20 protein-coding genes are annotated in these 20951 nt (G+C 44.2%); 14 read left to right on the top strand and 6 right to left on the bottom strand.

What is annotated here, in order from left to right:
- The first annotated feature begins 111 nt into the window (after positions 1-111).
- The 14 genes from gspC to nudE are packed head-to-tail and all read left to right on the top strand — an operon-like array spanning position 112 to position 13041.
- Positions 112-1113, top strand: coding sequence for a type II secretion system protein GspC (gene gspC / locus DL796_RS02510; RefSeq protein WP_110199660.1), 1002 nt, complete (start codon positions 112-114; stop codon positions 1111-1113).
- Entirely contained in the window at positions 1094-3253 is a 2160-nt protein-coding gene (gene gspD / locus DL796_RS02505; RefSeq protein ID WP_227592938.1) for a type II secretion system secretin GspD, read from the top strand. Before gspC ends, gspD begins: the two co-directional genes overlap by 20 nt.
- Positions 3253-4785: a type II secretion system ATPase GspE gene (gspE, locus tag DL796_RS02500; RefSeq protein WP_110199658.1), complete on the top strand. Its 1533-nt coding sequence runs from the start codon at positions 3253-3255 to the stop codon at positions 4783-4785. The genes gspD and gspE overlap by 1 nt, the downstream gene beginning before the upstream one ends.
- Positions 4785-6008: a type II secretion system inner membrane protein GspF gene (gene gspF, locus DL796_RS02495; protein WP_110199656.1), complete on the top strand. Its 1224-nt coding sequence runs from the start codon at positions 4785-4787 to the stop codon at positions 6006-6008. Before gspE ends, gspF begins: the two co-directional genes overlap by 1 nt.
- Positions 6009-6025: 17 nt before the next feature.
- Positions 6026-6511: a type II secretion system major pseudopilin GspG gene (gspG, locus tag DL796_RS02490; RefSeq protein ID WP_110200694.1), complete on the top strand. Its 486-nt coding sequence runs from the start codon at positions 6026-6028 to the stop codon at positions 6509-6511.
- A complete protein-coding gene (locus DL796_RS02485) occupies positions 6480-7148 on the top strand; it encodes a GspH/FimT family pseudopilin (RefSeq protein ID WP_110199654.1) in 669 nt (222 codons plus the stop codon). The genes gspG and DL796_RS02485 overlap by 32 nt, the downstream gene beginning before the upstream one ends.
- On the top strand, positions 7135-7539 hold the full coding sequence (gene gspI, locus DL796_RS02480) for a type II secretion system minor pseudopilin GspI (RefSeq protein ID WP_227592937.1): 405 nt from the start codon (positions 7135-7137) through the stop codon (positions 7537-7539). Before DL796_RS02485 ends, gspI begins: the two co-directional genes overlap by 14 nt.
- A complete protein-coding gene (gene gspJ, locus DL796_RS02475; protein WP_110199650.1) occupies positions 7536-8225 on the top strand; it encodes a type II secretion system minor pseudopilin GspJ in 690 nt (229 codons plus the stop codon). Before gspI ends, gspJ begins: the two co-directional genes overlap by 4 nt.
- Positions 8226-8241: 16 nt before the next feature.
- Positions 8242-9297 carry a type II secretion system minor pseudopilin GspK gene (gene gspK, locus DL796_RS02470; RefSeq protein ID WP_110199648.1) on the top strand — a complete coding sequence of 352 codons (1056 nt, stop codon included), beginning with the start codon at positions 8242-8244 and terminating at the stop codon, positions 9295-9297.
- 3 nt (positions 9298-9300) lie between these two features.
- On the top strand, positions 9301-10521 hold the full coding sequence (gene gspL, locus DL796_RS02465; protein ID WP_110199646.1) for a type II secretion system protein GspL: 1221 nt from the start codon (positions 9301-9303) through the stop codon (positions 10519-10521).
- Positions 10521-11000 (top strand): type II secretion system protein GspM, encoded by a 480-nt coding sequence (gene gspM, locus DL796_RS02460; protein WP_110199644.1) that lies wholly within the window; start codon positions 10521-10523, stop codon positions 10998-11000. The genes gspL and gspM overlap by 1 nt, the downstream gene beginning before the upstream one ends.
- A gap of 17 nt (positions 11001-11017) precedes the next feature.
- Positions 11018-11770: a type II secretion system protein N gene (gspN, locus tag DL796_RS02455; protein WP_110199642.1), complete on the top strand. Its 753-nt coding sequence runs from the start codon at positions 11018-11020 to the stop codon at positions 11768-11770.
- On the top strand, positions 11749-12432 hold the full coding sequence (gene yrfG / locus DL796_RS02450) for a GMP/IMP nucleotidase (protein ID WP_110199640.1): 684 nt from the start codon (positions 11749-11751) through the stop codon (positions 12430-12432). The genes gspN and yrfG overlap by 22 nt, the downstream gene beginning before the upstream one ends.
- A gap of 60 nt (positions 12433-12492) precedes the next feature.
- On the top strand, positions 12493-13041 hold the full coding sequence (gene nudE, locus DL796_RS02445) for an ADP compounds hydrolase NudE (protein ID WP_110199638.1): 549 nt from the start codon (positions 12493-12495) through the stop codon (positions 13039-13041).
- Positions 13042-13102: 61 nt separating this feature from the next.
- On the opposite strand, the gene DL796_RS02440 is transcribed toward nudE, so the two are convergent.
- The 6 genes from DL796_RS02440 to gpmI all read right to left on the bottom strand — a co-directional run bounded on the left by DL796_RS02440 (position 13103) and on the right by gpmI (position 20939).
- Positions 13103-13609 carry a hypothetical protein gene (locus tag DL796_RS02440; protein WP_110199636.1) on the bottom strand — a complete coding sequence of 169 codons (507 nt, stop codon included), beginning with the start codon at positions 13607-13609 and terminating at the stop codon, positions 13103-13105.
- 19 nt (positions 13610-13628) lie between these two features.
- Positions 13629-15227, bottom strand: a complete 1599-nt coding sequence (locus DL796_RS02435) for a carboxypeptidase regulatory-like domain-containing protein (protein ID WP_110199634.1) — start codon at positions 15225-15227, stop codon at positions 13629-13631.
- 24 nt (positions 15228-15251) lie between these two features.
- Positions 15252-16823: a hypothetical protein gene (locus tag DL796_RS02430; RefSeq protein ID WP_110199633.1), complete on the bottom strand. Its 1572-nt coding sequence runs from the start codon at positions 16821-16823 to the stop codon at positions 15252-15254.
- Between the two features lie 84 nt (positions 16824-16907).
- Positions 16908-18200: a S41 family peptidase gene (locus DL796_RS02425; protein ID WP_110199631.1), complete on the bottom strand. Its 1293-nt coding sequence runs from the start codon at positions 18198-18200 to the stop codon at positions 16908-16910.
- Positions 18201-18243: 43 nt separating this feature from the next.
- Complete coding sequence (locus tag DL796_RS02420; RefSeq protein WP_110199629.1) at positions 18244-19392, bottom strand: murein hydrolase activator EnvC family protein; 1149 nt, start codon at positions 19390-19392, stop codon at positions 18244-18246.
- 14 nt (positions 19393-19406) lie between these two features.
- Positions 19407-20939, bottom strand: coding sequence for a 2,3-bisphosphoglycerate-independent phosphoglycerate mutase (gene gpmI, locus DL796_RS02415; RefSeq protein ID WP_110199627.1), 1533 nt, complete (start codon positions 20937-20939; stop codon positions 19407-19409).
- Positions 20940-20951: the final 12 nt, after the last annotated feature.

Below are 20951 nucleotides of genomic sequence, written 5' to 3'. Positions count from 1 at the left end.
TCCGCGTTTTCAGTGGGAATATGCCATTATAAGCTATCTCAGAGAAAGATGGCTAAAGAATATTTGAGGACTTTACTCAGGATTGTGTGGGCACCCACACAAATAATATAAATGAATTCAATGATGAACAATGTTACCCAATTCGTGCAACAACGGGGTAGGTTAATAGCACGAATTGTAGCCTTGGTATTGGCTATTATAAGTCTTTATATCTTGGCTAAGCTGGTTTGGCTGTGGGTTGAATATTTTCAGCCGCCGCCAGAGCGCGCGCCAATAAAGTCAGCACCAATCCCTACCCAAACGAAAAAGGTTAATGTCGAACGTCTTGCTAGTATGCATTTGTTCGGACAAGCCAACGCGCCTGTAGAAGAGCAAGTTGAGGCGGAAGAAACTCAGTTAAATCTAAAGTTATTAGGCACTTACGTTTCGTCTGACGAAAAATTAAGTAGCGCCATTATTGAGGCTAACGGCAGCCAAGAAGGGGTTTACTTTATTGGCGACAAGCTAAAAGTAAGGGGCCAAGTCACTTTGCATCAGGTAGATACTTTGCAGGTCATCCTTAAAAACGGTGGCAAGTATGAAACGCTAACTTTAGTCGAAAACCTAAACCAAGAAATGATGTCTTCGGCTAAAAAGAGCGAACCGAGAGTAAAAGCTGGACCAGAGCGCACCATCGACAAGCGTCGCGATGCGCGCCTTAGCCAAGAGCTGGCTGAAATGAAGGAAAAGGTTTATAGCAACCCTCAGGCTTTGCAAGAAATAGCCAATGTCCAGCCGGTAGTAGATGGTAGCGGGCAGGTTACTGGCTTTAAAGTATCTCCAGGTAAAGACCCTCGAATGTTTACCCGCTTAGGCCTGCGCCGAAATGATGTGATTACTTCGGTTAATGGGCAAGACCTTAACGGTCAGGGAATGATGGGAATATTAAACGAACTAAATAATGCTGAGTCGGTAGAAGTAACGATTCAGCGAAATGGCCAGCCCGTAACATTATTATTAGGGGTTTCAGGAAACAATAATGGGCGCTCAAGAGCAGATTCACCTCCTCGCTCAAGACCAAATATAGAGCCGAACTTAGACAAGAGAGAAGGCAATGCAACACAAATTAAATAGTCAGGATAGTTATCAACAGAGTCGACTTAAATGGAAACAAGGCGCGGTCATGGGGCTGTTTTCCTTGGTGCTATTACTATCGTCAGTAATGGCCAAGGCTGAACGATTAAATGTTCGTGATGCCGATATTCGAGAAGTCGTTGAAACGGTTGCACGGATCACTGGTAAAACCATGATCGTTGACCCTCGGGTCAAAGGCTTGAAGGTCACCATTATCTCGAATAATGACTTTAGCAAAGAAGAAATCTACAACATATTCGTCTCGTCAATTCAGATTCATGGTTTCCAAGCTATTGAAAATAATGGCGTTATTAAAATCGTACAAGATCAAAAAGCACGTTATGAAGCCTCGCCTGTGAATGTCTCTAACCCAAGCGACTATGGTGACCAGGCGATTACCCAAGTGATTCCAGTACAAAATGTTGATGCACAGCAAATCATGAACGTGTTGCGCCCGTTGGTATCACCGCAGTCAGGCCATTTATTTGCGGTACAAGGTACCAACACTCTGATCTTGCATGACTCAGCATCAAACGTGCAGCGCATTACTAAAATTATTGAGCGCACCGATAAGGCGAATGACGAAGAAATTGAAGTTATTCCACTAAAGCACGCCTCAGCCAGCGAAATCGTGCGTATTTTAGAAAGCTTAAATCGTGGTGGCCAACAAGAGCGTGTTAATCAAGTTAAAGCACCAAAGTATGTTGCTGACGAGCGTACTAACAGTATTTTATTGAGTGCTGGTAATCGTCAGCGCGTTCGACTAAGAGCATTAATTCATAGCCTTGATCGTCAGTTAGATTCTACCGGTAACACCAAAACCATATTTTTAAAATATGCCAATGCTGAGCAGGTTGCTGATGTTCTGTCGGGTATTGGTGAAATTAAGCAGAAAGAAGAAGCGGCTAACTCAGGTCGTGCAGCCGGTGCTGGCGGTGGCGCTTCGCAACGTTCGCTCTATTCAGTTCAGTTCCACGAAGAGACTAACGCTTTAGTTCTGACTGCTCCACCCGATATTATGCGTGAGTTTGATTCAGTGATCCGCAGTCTAGACATTCGCCGTAAGCAAGTTCATGTGGAAGCGATTATTGTTGAAATTTCGGATAACACAGCGAAAGAGCTTGGTATCCAGTGGTTATTCTCTCCAGCGGGCTCAGGCACGCAGCCAGCGGGAATTATTAACTTCAATAACACAGGAACCAGTATTGGTCAGATTGCTGGTGGTGCGCTTGCAAACCGTGGACAAGAGGAAGAGGTTTTTACGCGAGACGAAGATGGCCGAATAACCGGAACGGAAACGATTAATACTGGTGGTGACAATGGGGTTAAGCTCGCTGAAGTACTTGGTGGGCTACAAGGCGCAGGCTTGGGTATCGCACGAATGAGCCAATCGGGCTTAAGCTGGGCGGCGTTCATTAAAGCGCTAGAAGGTGTGACCGACTCGAATACTTTAGCGCGTCCGAGTGTGACTACGCTGGATAACGTAGAAGCTATTTTCAAAGCGGGTCAGGAGATTCCGATTATTACAGGCTCAACGCTCGGCGATAATAATAACAACCCGTTCCAGAACGTTGATCGTAAAGACGTCGGTGTAATGCTAAAAATTACTCCGCAAATCAATGAAGGTAACTATGTTCGCTTGAACATCGAGCAAGAAGTATCGTCGCTAGCCGGTACCACCGCCGTTGACGTTGTAACCAATAAGCGTGAAGTGAAAACGTCAGTCCTGGTTCCAGATGGCGGCTTGGTTGTTCTCGGCGGCTTGATTAAAGATGATATTCAGCAAAGTTCGCAAAAAGTACCTTTGTTAGGCGATATCCCTATTTTAGGCCACGCTTTCAAGTCTGAGCGTACACAAAAAACGAAAAACAACTTGATGGTGTTTATCCACCCAAGGGTTTTGCGTGACGACAAAGATTTACGTGAAATCAGTAATGCAAAATACAGCTATATGCGAGCGCAGCAGCTTGAGCAAGCGAATAAAGGTATTAGCTTAATGCCAACGGTCGACTCGCCAGTGATGCCAACATATGATGAAGCGTTAGTATTACCGCCAAGTTTTGAAGCATACATGGATAAGGAAATGTTGCTTGATCAGGGGCAGGAGCCGCAGTCAGAAGAAGAGGCAAATGAAGACTAATGTCTGAGCAGTTAGATACAGCAGAAGCATTAAGTCCGGAATCCGAAAATACAGGTGACATTGGGCGCTTCCGGACCATGCCGTTTAGTTTTGCTAAGCGACATGGTGTCTTTTTGCTCGAAACTGACAACGGCGTTAAATGTTTTATGCGCGAAGGTGCTTCGCCACAAGCGTTGCTCGAAGTCAGAAGGCATTATCCACTAACCTTTAATCTTGAGTGGTTAGATGAAGAAGCGTTTGAAAAAGAACTCAGTGCTTACTATCAATCTGGGGCTACCGATGCGCGTCAAACCATGGAAGACTTGGGCGATGAGATGGATTTGTTCCGATTGGCGGAAGAGTTGCCAGAAACGGAAGATTTATTAGAAGCCGAAGACGACGCTCCAATTATTAAGCTTATTAATGCTTTATTAACCGAAGCGATAAAAGAAAACGCATCGGATATTCACGTCGAAACCTTTGAAAAAACGCTATCGGTACGTTTCCGCGTTGATGGTGTATTACGCGAAGTGTTACAACCAAGTCGTAAGCTCGCCCCTTTATTAGTTTCCCGTATCAAAGTTATGGGTAAGCTTGATATCGCAGAAAAAAGAATTCCGCAGGATGGTCGAATTGCACTTCGAATCGCAAATCGCGCGGTCGATGTGCGTGTTTCTACCATGCCATCGAGTCATGGTGAGCGAGTAGTACTGCGTTTATTAGACAAAGAAGCTGGTCGACTCGATTTTTCTCACCTCGGTATGCAGCCTGACACTATGGAACTGATGAGTGACTTACTGCATAAACCGCATGGCATCATATTAGTAACAGGCCCAACTGGTTCTGGTAAAACAACCACGCTGTACGCGGGCTTATCCTTATTGAATAACACCTCGCGCAATATTCTTACGGTAGAAGACCCTATCGAATATCTGCTTGATGGTATTGGCCAGACACAGGTCAACCCTAAAGTAGACATGACTTTTGCTCGTGGTTTGAGAGCAATTCTACGTCAGGACCCTGATGTGGTCATGATTGGTGAGATTCGAGATTTAGAGACTGCTCAGATTGCGGTTCAGGCGAGTTTGACGGGACACTTAGTACTGTCTACGTTGCACACTAATACCGCCATCGGCGCGGTAACTCGTATGCAAGATATGGGCGTTGAGCCATTCCTGCTTTCTTCGAGCTTACTCGGAGTATTAGCGCAACGATTAGTGAGAAAGTTGTGTGACGAATGTAAGCAGCCTGCGACAGCCAATGCTAAAGAGTGTGAGTTGATGGGCTTCGACCCACAAAAGCCGCCAACGATTTATCACCCTGTCGGTTGTGACGCTTGTAATCAACAAGGCTTCCGCGGTCGACAAGGTATTTACGAATTGGTCTTAATCGACGAACAAATGCGCACCATGATTCACAATAATAGCAGTGAACAAGAAATGGAGCGCCACGCACGTCAAACCACGCCCAACATTCGTGCTGACGGACGTCATCGTATTCTTCAAGGAATTACCACGGTAGAAGAAGTTCTGCGGGTTACTCGGGAGGATTAATGGCTGCGTTCGAGTATGTTGCGCTTGATGTTAAAGGCAAGCAGAAAAAAGGTGTATTAGAAGGTGATACGGCACGACAAATTCGCCAGCAACTTCGTGATAAAAACCTGACGCCACTAGACGTCAACCATATTGGCGATGCAAATAAAAAAAACGAGAAGGGCGCTGCGAGTTTTTTTGCGCCTAAAATCAGTGTTGCTGAACTAGCACTAGTGACCAGGCAGTTAGCCACCTTAGTACGGGCAGCTCTACCTATCGAAGAGTCGCTTAAAGCAGTCGCCGAACAAACCGATAAGTCTAAAGTAAAAACAATTCTCTTGGGCGTGCGCGCAAAGGTTATGGAAGGGCATACCTTAGCCGATGGTTTATCTGAGTTTCCTGCCGTATTCAACGAGTTATATCGCTCGATGGTTGCTGCTGGTGAACGTGCGGGGCATTTAGATAAAGTATTAAATCGACTGGCCGACTACACCGAAAGACGCCAAAAAATCAGTAGCAAAGTTTCAGCAGCAATGGTTTACCCAATCGTGTTAATTATAGTTGCGGTTGGTGTGGTTGCGGGCTTAATGGTTTTTGCCGTGCCTAAAGTTGTTGAACAATTTCAACACATGGGCGAAGAGCTTCCCGGTATTACTAAAGTATTAATTGGCATTAGTAACTTCACTGTTTCGTATGGTTTATATGTTCTTATTGCGGCGGTACTGACATTTGCTGGAATTAAAGTCTGGCTTAGAAAAGAAGATAATCGCCTGAAGTGGCACTCTTCGATTTTGAAAATGCCGGTTATTGGGCGCTTGTCGAGTAACTTAAACACGGCTCAATTTACGAGCACCTTAAATATTCTACATTCGAGTGGTGTACCGCTACTTGAAGCAATGAAAATTGGTGGCAAGGTATTATCTAACTTGAGGATGAGAAAGGCGATTAACGAAGCTGCCATTAAAGTTCGAGAGGGTGGTAGCCTCAAGGTGGCACTGCAACAAAGTGGTCAGTTCCCACCGATGATGATACACATGATCGGAAGTGGTGAAGCGTCCGGTGAGTTGGAGCAAATGTTAGAGCAGGTCTCTGAAAACCAGGAGACATTGTTTGAGAACAGTATTGACGTGGCTTTAAATGTTATGGGGCCACTAATTATTTTGGCGTTAGGCGGTATGGTGATGTTTATTGTTGCGGCGATGATGCTGCCAATATTCCAGCTGACTAACTCTATTACAGGCTAATCATGGAGACTAATTTGATGAACAGACGAAACACACATTCAATCAAGAAAAAGGTTAAAGGTTTTACTTTAACCGAGATTCTAATTGCCCTAGCGATTGTCGCGATTATGGGAACTTTCGTTACCCTGAGCTTGATTGGTAACGTAGATAAGGCAAATATTCAAAAGCTTAAAGGTGATATTGGTACGCTTAAAACTGCGTTGCAAACTTATAAAATTGACAATGGCTATTACCCTACAACTGAGCAAGGCTTACAGGCATTGGTTCAGCGTCCTACGAGCGAGCCTATCCCACAAAACTATCCAAGCTCGGGCTACTTAGGCTCAACGTCTGTGCCAAAAGATCCTTGGAAGAGAGACTATATTTATATTTACCCAGGCCGTCATGGTGATTTTGATTTGTATACCTTAGGTGGTGATGGTCGTGAAGGTGGCGAAGGTGAAAATAAGGATATCGGTACTTGGAATCTCCATGAAGCGAATTTCAACTCCGACAATCAATAAAGCCAATCCTCATAAATCACTTCAGTCAGGTTTTACCCTGATTGAAGTGCTTATCGCGTTAGCCATTGCTGCGTTAATGATAGCGGTGGCGACGATTGCTTTAAGCGATAATGAATTAGCAAAACTCAAAAATAAATCCCGCCAGTTTTATGGGCTATTACAAGTAGCGCAAGAAGAGTCCATCATTAGAGGCATCGAGCTAGGCGTTAGGGTTGAGTCCGACGGTTATTCTTTCTTGATATATAACGGTGGTAAATGGCAGCCGTTAGAAGACCATCGTCTATTGCGTGAGGTTGAGTTTGAAGAACCTCTTCGGGCAAGTATTAATTTAGAAGGGCAAGAGGCGTTGCTGGCGAATGAGGAAGAGGACGAGACTGATTCAGCTGGTGGCGAAAAGGGTTCGGATGAGACGGAGCAAGAGAATGACAAAAAATCATCCTCGCGAACGCCACAAATTTACATGCTATCAAGCGGTGAGATGAATGACTTTGTTGCCACCATTGGGCTTGATAGAGATGAGCCAGTATTTTATCGCATAACCGGAAACTATGTTGGTGAACTCGAACTTTCAAGTGCCATTAAGGGGCACTATAGCCACGACTGGGAACTTGATTTAGAAGACGATGACGATGAATAAGCATGGGCAAAATGAAAAAGGCTTAAGCCTGCTGGAGTTGTTGATTGCTTTAGCCGTACTAGCCATTTTTATTACGCCGATGTTAACCGGCTTGTTTTCGTCAAGTGTGGTCGCGCTAGGTAATTCGAAAGAACGAACTTTGGCCAGCTATGTGGCGCAAAATCACTTTGCTGAACTTGAACTAGATGATGAGTGGCCATCGGTTGGCACAAAGCAAGGCGTTACTGAATACGCCGGTCGAGAGTGGGAGTGGGAGCAAAAAGTCGTTGGCACAGAAGTAGAAACCATGCGCCGTGTTAGCTTTAGCATTAAGTTTGGTAGTGATGGCATTTTTACCATGACAGGATTTGTTGGTAAAAAAACTGACAAAGAACGTGGGCAGCGTCGATGAACAAAGCTTTAACCAAAGCGAAAGGCTTTACGCTGACAGAAGTATTGATCGCACTGTTTATCTTCAGTGTTGTGTTGGCGGGTGCTTTACAGGTTTTTAATTTTATCCAAGTAACATCGGACGCTAACGAAAAGCAGATACAGAGATTACGAGAAGTGCAGCTGGCTTTTAGGCAACTAGAAGACGATATTCGCCATATGGTGCCGCGCGACAGACGCAACTCTTTTGGTGATCGCGCGCCACTTTTGAAAGCGGAGTCACAGTCGGCTAATAACTATATTGAATTTACTCGTGCAAACTGGCGCAATCATGCAAAGCTAAAAAGAAGTAATCTACAGCATGTTAAATACGAGTTTGTAGATGACCGAATCGAGAGGCACCACTGGTTGTATCTCGACAGTGCCCGTGAAGGTCAAGAAATGAGTCGTGACTTTTTGACACAAGTCGAAGAGTTCAAAATGGAGTTTCTGACTGAAGATACTTGGAAAAAAGATTGGCTAGTCGACGGTGACCAGCGCTTGGCGATGCCTGAAGCTATTAAAGTTACTATTGTTTTAAAAGACTTTGGCGAGTTGTATCGTTTATTTCCATTGCCAAAGTTTGAAGTGGCGGCCGATGATGCTGGTGAGGCAGAAGAGCCTCAAGGGCCGGGTGCGCCAAACGACCCAAGAGCAGGGCGAAATTGATGCTTAGGGTAAAGTCATGAAATTACAGAATAATCGAGGCGTTGCTTTAATCACAGTGCTGATTATTTTTTCAGTATTAAGCATTCTCGCTGTACAAATATTGAATTCTCAGCAGATGCATGTGCAAAGAACCGCTAATATTATTAATGGTGCTCGCGCCTATCAATATATGTACGGTGCTGAGGTGTTTGCGACAGATCAGCTGAGTAACTATTTTAAAGAAAGTAAAGCTGAAAGAGTTCATCGCAATCAACCCTGGTCCCAGGGGGCTATTTCGTTTGAGATCGAACAAGGGCTGGGGCAACTAGAAGGTCAGATTCGTGATATGCACAGCTGCTTCAATATCAATAGCGTATTGATGGAGCCTCCTTCTGATGGCGAAGAGGGCACTGGTGGAAATTTACGCTCGGGTAATAATCTAGGCAATGACAGCGGTGGTGCTAGACGATTCGATGACACTAACGACAGTGGCATGCCTGGTGTTGATTTATTTGCCAAGTTGATAGAGCCTCACCTTGGCGAAGAAACAGTATCGCCGCAGGCTTTGGCGACTGCGCTAAAAGACTGGATCGATGAAGATCAAGAACCGTCGGGTATTGATGGTGCCGAAGACTATACATACACAGGTTTAGAGGTTCCTTATCGAACGGCTGATTCTTTGATGGCACATACCAGCGAATTGGTCGTTGTAAAGGGCTTTACACCGAAGATTTATGACTCGATTAAAGAGTTTATTTGTGTCTTACCTACAACGGAAGGCACAATAAACGTCAATACAGTAAAGCCTGAACATGCTGAACTGGTTTGGATTTTGTTAGAGGATGTTGAATTGTCGCAGGTTAAACAAGCATTAGAAGAGCTGCCTGAAGATGGCTACGACCAGACTTCTTTTTTCGAGGCTTTGGGTAGCGGAAAAATTTCTGAGAAAGGTAAAGGGCGATTAGTTTTTGATAGCAAGTATTTGTTATTAAGCGCTCGAGCAAGAGTGAATACGGGTACTGCGGTGGTGCATTCATTGATGTTAAAAAACGATACGAACTTCCACGTGATCGCACGCCATATTGGAGAATAATTAATGAAAGAACGGTTATTTATACGGTTCACAAGCGACGAAAAATCGTTGCAATGGGGGATTCTTTTAGCATCTAGTGAAAAGCAAGCAAGCTTTAAACAAGAGGGAGAGTTGCTCCTTGAAGATGTCGAAACGCTAGCGGAAGTTATTACAGAACAGCAAATTGTTCTGATGATTCCGGCACATCGTGTGAAATGTTTTAATGTGCAGGCACCAACAAAAAATCGTAAGCATCTAGAAAAAGCGATTCCTTATCAGTTGGAAGAGCAAGTCTTGGACAGCGTCGACAGTCAACACTTTGCTCTTGGTGCTTTCGATGAGCAAGATAGGTTGGCAGTGAACGTCATTGATAAGAACTACTTTTCCGAGTTGGTGGCCTTACTAAAAGATGCAGGCATTGAACCTGATTATGTTGTCTCAGAAGCAGCTTGCTTACCAAGTTACAAAGATGCATGGACGGCTTTAGTCGAAGAGCAGGTGCTGGTTCGTCAAGAGCAAAATAATTTTTGGTCTGCGGATCAAGGTCTGGTTGAGCAACTGCTGAAATTAGAATTACAGACTGATGAGCTCAGTGTGACACAAGCACTTCGAATTTATACCACAGAATTGAGCCAGATTGATTTAGAGACTATTCCTGGCTTAGCGACACAAAAAGACAGTGTCGATAATGCATTCTTATTTTTAGCGACGAATTTTGATGACAAGGCAATCAACTTACTACAGCAAGAGTTCGCCTCGCAAAAGAAAACCCAAAGAAACTATGGTGTATGGAAGCTGCCAGCAATCGCTGCTTCTATACTTATTCTTTTAGGTATTATTTTTACTGTTAGTCATATTATCCACTTAAACAAGCAGCTGTCCGTGGTCGAAGAGCAAACCTTGGCGGAGACTAAAAAACTTTACCCGAGCTTACCACTAACAACAGCGGTGATTCAGATAAACAATAGCTATAGAACTATTGGTGGCGATAGTGGCAGTTCGGTGAGTTTTGCCGGTTTAATGGAGCAGTCAGTAACTTCGATGGATACAAAAAGTATCAAGTTTTCACAAATCGAATATATTGCCAGTCGCGGACAGCTGAGCCTCGATGTGACAGCAGAGAGCTATGACGTTTTGACTAAGTCCCAACGCAACTTAGAGGCTGCTGGCCTTAAAGTTGATATGCGTAATGCTTCAGAAAATGGTGGTGTTTGGACTGCAAGAATTACAGTGGGGGCCAAGTAATGGATTCTATCAAACAGTGGTACACAGGACTCAACGTCCGCGAAAGAAATATGGTGCTAATCCTAGGTGTTATGATGGTTTTGCTTATCGTGTTTATAGCTGTGGTGATGCCGGTTAAAAAACACATACACCAACTTAACGAAAATGTCACTTTAGCGAAGCGAGACTTACCTGAAATAACCAGCAAAGTCAGAGCATTGCAATCACGTTCAGGTGGTCAGCAAGTATCTCGCCAGTCACTCAACCAACTAATTACCACAAGCAGTAAGCGTTACGGCTTGAGGTTTTCTCGAATTGAAGAAAGAAAGCGTGATGAAGAAATTCAGGTAAGACTTGATGATGTTGAGTTTGACCAAGTGCTGAGGTGGGTTGGTTCGCTTGAGCAGGATCAGGGACTTGTGGTGGATACGTTGAGAGTGTCCGACACTGATACTATTGGAATGGTAGATGCTTCGATTAAATTTATTAAGCCATCATAGTGATAGTGTAACTCGTCATGAAGAAAATTGTTTTGGGGGCTGTATTAGCCCTCGTGCTGTTTATTGTTTTATTAATCGCGCTTGCACCGGCGAGAGTAGCAACGCCATTCATTAGTGACATTGTTCCTGGTGTGAGTTTTACTGGGGTGGAAGGCACCATCTGGGCATTCGAAGCTAACAGTGTGGGCTATCGTCAATATCACTTAGAGCAGGTAAAGCTTGATACAAATCCCTTGGCATTGCTCCTTGGTTCATTGAGCTCAAACTTAGAGGTAGACGATCATCAAGTTCAACTATCTGCAAATCTTAACTTAGCTAATAATGATTTTGAGTTACGTGATATCGTATTTGATATCGACGCTTCTTTTATCCCAGAAAACTTCAACGTAGCAATCGATGGTGCTAAAGGCCAGGTTAGTGGCACTATCAATATTGCGCATATTGCAAATAATGAATTTCTGGCTTTAGAAGGTGCTGGAAGCTGGCGAAATGCTATTATCGAATACCCGAATAATAATTTAGAGCTCGGTACAATAAACTTTAACTTGAGCAAGCTAGCGGAATCGATTAATACATTGAGGTTAACGATTGTCGATAATCAGGGCGTTTTGGACCTTAAAGGATTTATCGAGCTTTCGCTGGATAAAAGCTTTAGCATGCAGTTACACACTACCTCAGCGTTACCATCAAATCTCAAGACTTGGTTAACACGCTGGGGGCGAACTCAAGGCGATAGGATTTATTTAGAATGGCGCGGAAAGCTACCTTAAGTCAAAGCGATTGGAAGTCCATCGACGCTATCTTATTAGATATGGATGGTACTTTGCTGGATTTGTCCTTTGATAACCGCTTCTGGAAGACTGAAGTACCCAGCGTCTATGCGAAAAATAAAGGCATGACACTTGAAGAGTCATTAGAGTTTTTAGGCCGGTGCTACAAAGACTATAGCGGTACCCTAAATTGGTATTGCACGGACTTTTGGGCAGAGAAGTTAGGCTTTGACATAATCGAGCACAAAACCAAGCTTGCTCATCAAGTAAGCGTTAGACCTGGAACCCTTGAGTTTCTAGAAAAGATTCATGCGAGTAGCAAAGATGTTTATTTAGTTACGAATGCTCACCCAGAAACATTGCGTGTTAAATTAGAGCAGACGCGCATCGAGCAGTATTTCGATAAATTATACACCTCTCATCAGTTTCATCAGCCGAAAGAGTCGCCTTCGTTTTGGTCACAGCTAGAAGAAGATATGGCAATACCCTTGTCAAAGTGCTTGTTTATAGATGATACAGAGTCAATCTTAATGCAAGCGCAACATTCAGGTGTTAAACATATCGCTATTATTGAACAGCCCGATTCAAGCCTGCCGCCAAAAACATACAAAGAGTTACCGAGCATAAATTACTTAGACGAGCTGCTTGAAAACTTTGAGTAAGGCTGTGGTTTGAAGTTAAGACATAAAATCGCTCAGCAATTGAATTTATAGAGACAAGAAATGACATCAAAAACACCGAAAATCAAAAACCAAAAAGTCATAGCGCAAACCCGAATCTTTGCCGTTGAAGAGCTAGAGTTAGAGTTTTCGAATGGTGTTTTTCGGATTTATGAACGTTTAAAGGCTGGAAAGCATGGCGCTGTCATGATTATCCCTATGCTTGATTCTGAGACCATGCTGCTAATAAAAGAGTATGCGGCGGGGCTTGAGCGTTATGAACTAGCGTTTCCTAAGGGGCTGATCGATCCTGGCGAGTCTGCATTAGAGGCGGCAAACCGTGAGTTACAAGAAGAAGCGGGTTATGCGGCGAAGTCACTTTCGGAGCTTAAAAAAATTACATTGGCACCGGGGTATTTAAGCCATGAAATGCACCTGGTGGTCGCTGAAGACTTGTTTGAGAGTAAGTTAGAAGGCGATGAGCCAGAGCCCATAGAAGTGGTTCCATGGAAGCTTTCAGACATCGATAAGCTATTAGACGTAGAAGAGTTTAGCGAAGCACGGAGTATTGCCGCAATCTACTTGTTACAGCGCTATTTGGCAAAGAAATAATTCATAAAAGTTTGTGCCTAATAAAAAAGCCGCATAAAGCGGCTTTTTTGATGGTTTGGATCTAGCGTTCTTCAGCTGGCATCGAGATGATTTTTTCACCATTCTCATCAATCTGAAGCTGACCATTTTGCTGCAAGTAGTCTTCAATAGGCTTGTCACCCGCAATGATTCTTATGGCAAAAGGCTTTTGATGTGACTGCTGTATATCTTCAGCAATTATTGTTACTAAGTGGATGCCTTCAGTCATTGGCGTAACACTAAACTTATGTGGCTGCTGGCTGCCTGATTTTTGCATCTTAATGGTATTATCGCCATGCAGTACCAGCTGTTTACTGGCTTTTAACTTTGTGCTGCTCGGTTTAGCTTGGCCTTTGAAGTTGAATTGAATATCAACCGTTTCGCCCACTGCCACGCGCTCTTTAGAGATTTGATAGTCCATATCGACCTTCATCGATGGTTTCCCCGGGCTTTTAAAGCCACTTTTAGTGTGCGCTTCTTTCGCGGTCGTCGCTTGGTTATTGCATGCGACTAAAGGAATAGCGACTAATAGTGATAGTAATAATTTCATAGTTCTTCCTCGATATTCATTAATTCTGTATTAAAGCGACGTTAAAGCAAGCGTTTGTTCTATAAGCTGAAACATCTGCGACGTAGGTGCCGGCTGAAAAGTTATGGGGGATGTTTACAGTGGATGAGCCACCAGCATCATCGAAAGCAACTAGATTACCCTGCTGATAAATATAACCGTCAAGGTCCTCACCGCTAGATGGCGTTAAGCGTAGGGTATAGCTTCCTGTAGCAGAAATGTTTAGCTTGAGGAATTTGCGGTTTCCAAGCTTGTTCATGCTTGTCGTCGATGAGTTAAAGGTTCTGATAGTGCACAGTTGCTGCGAATCCCCAGGATTAAACTCGTTATAAACGGGTAAAACGCTCGGTTGTCCTTCGTCATCGATTTCGGTCGAACCCCAAATATCAATATTTTGTTGGATGTTTTGATCGCTAAGAAGTTGGTTAAGCCCTGCAACTTCGGTTGGATTATTCTCTTTGATGTAGGTCATAAAGGTAAAAATACTGGTAAAAGCCTCAGTATTTCTTTGCTTACCTACTAAGACATCGTAAATCGGACCGAGTCCTAGAGCGACGGTTTCATCGTTGCCGGCATCGTAAATATCATAAAGAATCGATTGCACAGAGCCTTCACTAAACCAACCAGGGTTGCTGACATTATTATTCTCAATATTGATACTGAAGCCCTGAGACTGCCCTGAGTTTAAAGAGTCTCGGTAAATGGGATCGTCGGTAATCATGGCCGACCAAGCGTTACCAAACCCTTCACCAAAGGCAACGCGCATATCGAGACGATCGCCACCACCGTGAGAGCCACCGATGCTATCGGAGCGCGCATTGTTGTCCTCGAAATAGTGGCCCCACTCGTGAATAATGACATGACCGTCGTATTCGTCCGTATCAGTATCCGCGGCACCTAACAGATAAATCTTGTCAGCGCTGTAAAAGGAAGTGCCAATCTGGCCAGTATTCAAGCTACCACTTTGTGGGATATTGTTTGGACTCCAGTTTATAACCAGAGGGTCGAGCTGCAAGTTAGCATCAACAACTCTTAGCTTATCAATGACATCATAGACGCGATCCAGAATGTGGAAGGGTGCCGCTGCTCTTGTGCTGGTGTAAGAGCTACCACCCCAGCCGGATGCAGCGTTAAGGTTTCGAGTGAAGTTGGTTGAATCCACTTGAAAACTGCTTGAATCTAAGACGTATTGCGCATTATTGCTAGTGTTATCGACCACTTCGATATCCCAAGCTTGAGTACCGCTTTGCTTAAGCTCTGCGCGCACACGCAAGGTATAAGTCGCGCCAGTTTCACCCGCTAAACTGTAGTCGCCGTTGTCGTCGGTTGTTGTTGTATCGACAACGGTACTGCCTTGAATTAGTTGAACGGTTACGCCACGAACGGGATCTTGAGTCGTAGCATTATAATTTAGACCATTGGTCGAAGGATTATGTGGGACATTGTCATAAGTGACTTTTCCTGAAATAGTGGCACTTTCGCCACTACCGCCACCATCACCCGGTCCAGGTGTAGGCGAACCGCTATCGCTACCGCCACCACCACACGAATAAACGAGTGCCGATAACGACATCATTAACATTAACTTTATGGCTTTCATGAGTTCTCCTCAGTTATCAAACTCTTAGTTGAGCTGATACTCCGCATCAAAACAGGTCGCAGCTACACTAGTGCCTTCTTCGTTATATCCAATAGTATCAGCAATACTGATGCCTTGCTCTAGGTCAAAGCTGAGAACCACTGGCTCAATACCAGGAGCTTCGTCACGAGCAATCTCAACGCCATTTGTGAAAATATAAGCATCAATATCATTATTTCGCGATGGCGTAAGAGTCAAAGTATAGTTCCCTGCCACTGGCGCGTTCAACTTTAAGAAACGGTGATTTGCCAGCTTATTTCCAGCGTCGCCTTGTGAGGTACTGGTGCATACTCGCAAAATATCGCGCGGAAATAGATCTAAATATACCGGCAGGCCTTCTGGTAAAGAGCCATTGTTATCTTCATTGGTTCCCCAGATATCTACGGCTGGGTTAATATTTTGCGCTGCCATCATATTATCCACATCAGTCGCGTACTCAGGATAGTTTTCCTTAAAGTAAGTCATGAACGTGAAAATACTGGTTAAAGCCGCTGTATCTTTTTGTTGATTGGTCAATATGCTAACAATCGGCTCTAAGCCTAAGTGGATAAAGTCCTGGCCATCAGCAGCTTCGTCATAAATATCATATAACAAGGACTGCACTGAACCCTCGCTGAACCAGCCTGGGTTGATAACGTCGTTATCTTCTATGGCAATCGAGAAGCCCAAGGCTTGACCTTGATCAAAAGAGTCCTGATATAGCGGTCGATCTGTGATCATAGCCGACCAAGCATTACCAAAGCCTTCACCAAAAGCTACGCGCAGGTCAAGGTAGTCGCCGCCTGCATGAGGGCCACCGATACTGTCTGAACGAGCAAGGTTATCTTCAAAAAAGTGAGCCCATTCGTGGATAATGACGTGATCATCATATTCATCGGTATCAACATTTTCGGCGCCCAGTAAATAAATTTCGTTGTTTGTATAATGCGAGGTAATAATTTTACCTGTCGCATAGTCCAATTCTTGTGAAGGAATGTTGTTTGGACTCCAGTTCATGGTCAGAGTTGGCAACTGAACTTCGCCAACATCATCCAGTTTAAGCAGAATATCGTTAACTTTATCGAGAATATGGAAAGGGGCTGCCGCACGGGTGCGCTTATATCCTTCATCGCCTTGCCAGCCTGAAGCCGCATGAAGGTTTACTTCCATAATTTCACGCTTAACTTCAAAAGTGTCGGTACTGAGGGTATATACGGCTTTGTCGTTTGTATTGTCGACGACTCTAACGTGCCATTCGTTGCCATCTTCGCTAGTGTCGTCGTTAATTAACTCTGCGCGAACACGTAACTGCACGAAGGTATCCATCTTTTTGACAAAGCTGTAGCTACCTTGGCTATCGGTTATATCCGTTTCGATAACCTTGCCATCTTCGATCAGCTCTACTTTCACGCCACGAAGTGGCACGTCGTATGAGTTTCTGTAGTCTAAGCCATTAGTTTCTTCGCTGTGAGGAACTTTCTCGTAGGTGACTTTCCCTGAAATTTCAGCGTTTGGAATGTCACAACCGGCTAATAGACTAAGAGCTGCGCCAACAAAGATGAGTCTTTTAAGATACATACACTACCCCGATTTTATTATGATGTTTTATCTTATAACGACTAAGTCTAATATAAGCTTTCAAATTGATCGAGGTTATGTGTCTTATTGAGCAGCGTTTTTGATGTGTTTTATGGCTGCCATTACTTGATTATCGCGCCTATAGTCTTGATTTACAGTGGTTTGGTCTGACGCCTGTTTTTTTGTATCATTTTGTAGCTTTTCAGGATCTGAACCTTTGTTGATATCAATAGGCTCAAAAGGAACCTCAATATCGGGCGTAATCCCTGAGTTCTGGATGGAACGATCTTGTGGCGTGTAATACAAAGAGGTAGTTAGTTTTATCGCATTGCCGCCATGAATTGGCAAAATAGTTTGGACCATGGCTTTACCAAAAGATTGAGTACCGATTATGGTTGCTCGCTTTTGATCCTGTAACGCGCCAGCGACAATTTCTGAAGCTGAAGCAGAACGGCCATTGATTAAAACCACGAGTGGCTTGTTGCGTAAAATGTCTCCATAAGAAGCGTTATGCACTTCATTACTTTCCTCGAGGCGTCCTTTGGTTTGCACGATAACGCCTTCATTTAAAAACAAATCGCTGACTTCAGTCGCACCATCTAAAAGCCCACCAGGGTTGTTTCGTAAATCGAGAATTAGCCCTGCTAAAGGTTTCTTATTGAGATATTCCATGTTGCTGATGGCTTGGCTGAGATCATTCGCAGTGCGCAGTTGAAACTCTGTAATTCTGGCGAAACCGATATTGTCTTCTAGCAGTTGATAATTCACGCTGGTGGTATGGATGATCTGACGAGTAATCGTGAGTTGCTGCTCGTCACCATTGGTATCGATATAGGTTAGTGACACTTTACTCCCCGGAGCGCCGCGCATCAGCTTCGAGCCTTCTTCTGGCGATAGTCCCTCGGTAGGGACTTGGTTCACTTTGGTGACTAAGTCGCCAGACACTAAACCGGCTCTTTCTGCTGGCGAATCTTTAACCACGTTTACAATTTCAATGCCCTTGTCGGTGTGGCTTGCTTCTACGCCAATACCTGCATAGTCACCTGTTGCACTTTCTTGTAAAGCGGCAAACTGCTCAGCCGTAAGGTAGCTAGAGTAGGGATCTAAGTTATTAAGCATGCCACGAATGGCAGCATCTAGAATTTCTTTGTCGGTTAGTTCTTTTACGTAGGATTTTTTAATCTGAGCGTAGGCATCGGCTAATGCAGCTAACTCATCTAAAGGTAAGGTCTCGACTTTTTCTGAGGTGCCGGACTCTTGTTGCAGTGTTGTATCGGCTTCTTGGGCCTTATCCTGATTATCAGCTGGGGTGTCAGCGAGCGCTGAGCTAGCTAAAAGACTAGTCAGTATGGTTGCCAATAAAAGCTGTAATTTCATTCTTTGCTGTTCCCTTATAAAGCCCAAAGTTCGAATTTTTGATTTACTTTATCCACCTGATGGGGTTTTGTGGTTTACCTTTATAACGTATTTCAAAATACAAACCCGGTTCACCACTACCGCCACTTCCACCAGAGATCGCAACCGGCTCGCCAGCCTCGACCCAGTCACCAGGCGACTTTAGTAATGATTGGTTTTGTCCGTATAAGGAGAGGTAGCCCTGACCGTGATCGACAATAACCAACAAACCATAACCGCGTAACCAGTCTGAAAACACCACTTGGCCATGATGAATAGCATGAACCGAGGAGCCTTCTTTAGCACCGATTAAGATGCCATTCCACTTTAATCGGTTTCCTAATTTATTGCTACCATAACGATACACTAGAGGGCCACTGGCGGGCCATTGCAGTTTCTTTTTATGTTTTGCTAAACCGCTTAGCGATTGTTTTGGCGCAAACTGACGAAGTGTTTTCTCAATCGAGCGAATGACTTTCGCCAGCTCTTCTTCATCACGCTTTAATTTGTTAAGGCGTGAATTTTGGTTATTGTAACTGTCTTTAAGCTCTTGTAATGCGATCTGTTGCTGTTCTTTGAGTGTTTGCTGTTGTTTTTGTTGATCTTTTTGAGATTGCTCAAGCTCTGCTAAAGACACTAAAGTGGTTTGAATATCTTGCTCAATAACTTCTAAGCGTTGCAGGGTTTGCTGTAATTTTTCAATATCATCAATCCGCGCTTGGTTTAAATAGCGAAAATACTCCAGCATTCGAGATACTTTAGTCGGATCTTCTTGGTTCAAAAGAAGCTTAATATATTCCTGACGACCTGAAATATAGGCGCTTTTGAGCTGGGTGGCGAGGCGTTGACGTTGCTTTTCTCGTAACTCAACTTTCTGAGTTTGCTCAATCTTTAAATCAGCGAGCTTTTGCTTTTCAGACTTCAGTTTTGCTTGTGTTGAACGCAGGGCGCTGCTTGCTGCAGCGAGCTTTTTATCAATAACTTGTATCTTCTGCTGTGCTTGGCTTTGTTCTTTAAGGTTAGATTGCAGCTCTTTTTGGATATCCGAGATGGCTGCTTTAAGTATCTTTAACTCTTTTTCGGCTTGGGCTTTATTGTTCGCGGAGTACGAAGATAAAGAAAAAGTCACCAAGAAAACGAACAGGCATAGAAGAAGTTGTCTTGGTGACGTCATTTAGTGAACCTTAATTATAGTTTGAATATTGGTCTGCCCGTCATTTCATCAGGAATTGGCAAATCCATCAAGCTTAATAATGTAGGAGCTAAATCGGACAATACGCCGTCAGTAACCACTGGTTCGGCTTTGCGGCCAATATATAACAAGGGCACGGGCTCACTGGTGTGAGCGGTGTGAGCTTGACCTGTCTCGGCATCCGCCATTTTCTCGGCATTGCCATGATCTGCGGTAATTAAAGCTTCGCCACCAACCTCCTCAAGCGCCTCAACGATTCGGCCGATACACTCGTCTAGTACTTCGATAGCTTTTACCGTAGCTCCGAAGTTGCCGGTATGGCCTACCATGTCAGGATTGGCAAAATTACAGATAATAGCGTCATACTCTTTATTTTTAATCACTTTAACCAAGTGATCCGTCACCTGCTTCGCGTTCATCTCAGGCTGTAAATCGTAAGTCGCCACATCTGGAGAAGGGATTAATTCGCGATCTTCGCCGGCGAATGGAGTCTCAACGCCACCGTTAAAGAAAAAGGTCACATGCGCATACTTTTCTGTTTCGGCTATTCGTAATTGCTTCTTGCCAAGCTTCATTAAATGCTCGCCAAGCACATTGTTCATGCTAATAGGCGGGTAGGCGATTGAAGCATCAATATCGGTCGCGTATTGAGTCAGCATCACAAAGTTAGCAAGAACAGGGCGGCTTTTGCGCTCAAAACCATCAAAGTCATCGTTAGCAAAGGCTTTGCTGATTTGGCGAGCACGATCGGCGCGATAATTCATGAAAATAATGCTGTCGCCATCTTCAATTGGAGCTGCTTCGCCAATGATGCTTGCTTTGACAAACTCGTCATTTTCATCACGCTCGTAAGCTGCTTTTAGTGCGCTAACGCCATCAAGGTATTGGTATTCAGATTCTGAGCGAGTCAACATATCGTAAGCCAACTCAACTCGCTCCCAGCGGTTATCACGATCCATCGCGTAATAACGACCGACCATACTGGCTAGGCGACCGACGCCAACTTCTTGGCAGACTTTATCCAGCTTGACCAAGCTCGCTTCAGCACTACGTGGTGGCATATCGCGACCATCCAAGAAAGCATGGATATAAACTTTTTTAGCGCCACGCTGTTGGCAAAGCTTAATTGCCGCGTGGATATGATCTTCATGGCTATGTACGCCACCTGGTGATAAAAGGCCCATCAAATGTACTGCTTTGTCTTTGCTCACAGCCTTATCGATAGCCTTCACAAGGGCTTCATTATCGAAGAAATCCCCCGTTTCAATGGCCTTGCTGATGCGCGTGTAATCTTGGTAAACCACACGACCTGCGCCAAGGTTAAGGTGGCCGACTTCGGAGTTACCCATTTGCCCCTCAGGTAGACCGACGTCGGTGCCTGAACCAGAAATTAGAGTGTGGCTATAGTGATCCCAATATTTATCCCAGTTTGGGGTATTGGCAGCCATGATGGCATTGTCTTTTGGATCTTCGCTATATCCCCAACCATCGAGTATGATCAGGGCAACAGGTTTTGGGCTATTACTCATGAAGTTAAATAA

Origin of the sequence: Kangiella spongicola (assembly GCF_003194565.2) — a bacterium.
In the GTDB taxonomy this organism is placed as follows: Bacteria; Pseudomonadota; Gammaproteobacteria; order Enterobacterales; family Kangiellaceae; genus Kangiella; species Kangiella spongicola.
This window is presented reverse-complemented; position numbering and strand designations above follow the sequence as displayed.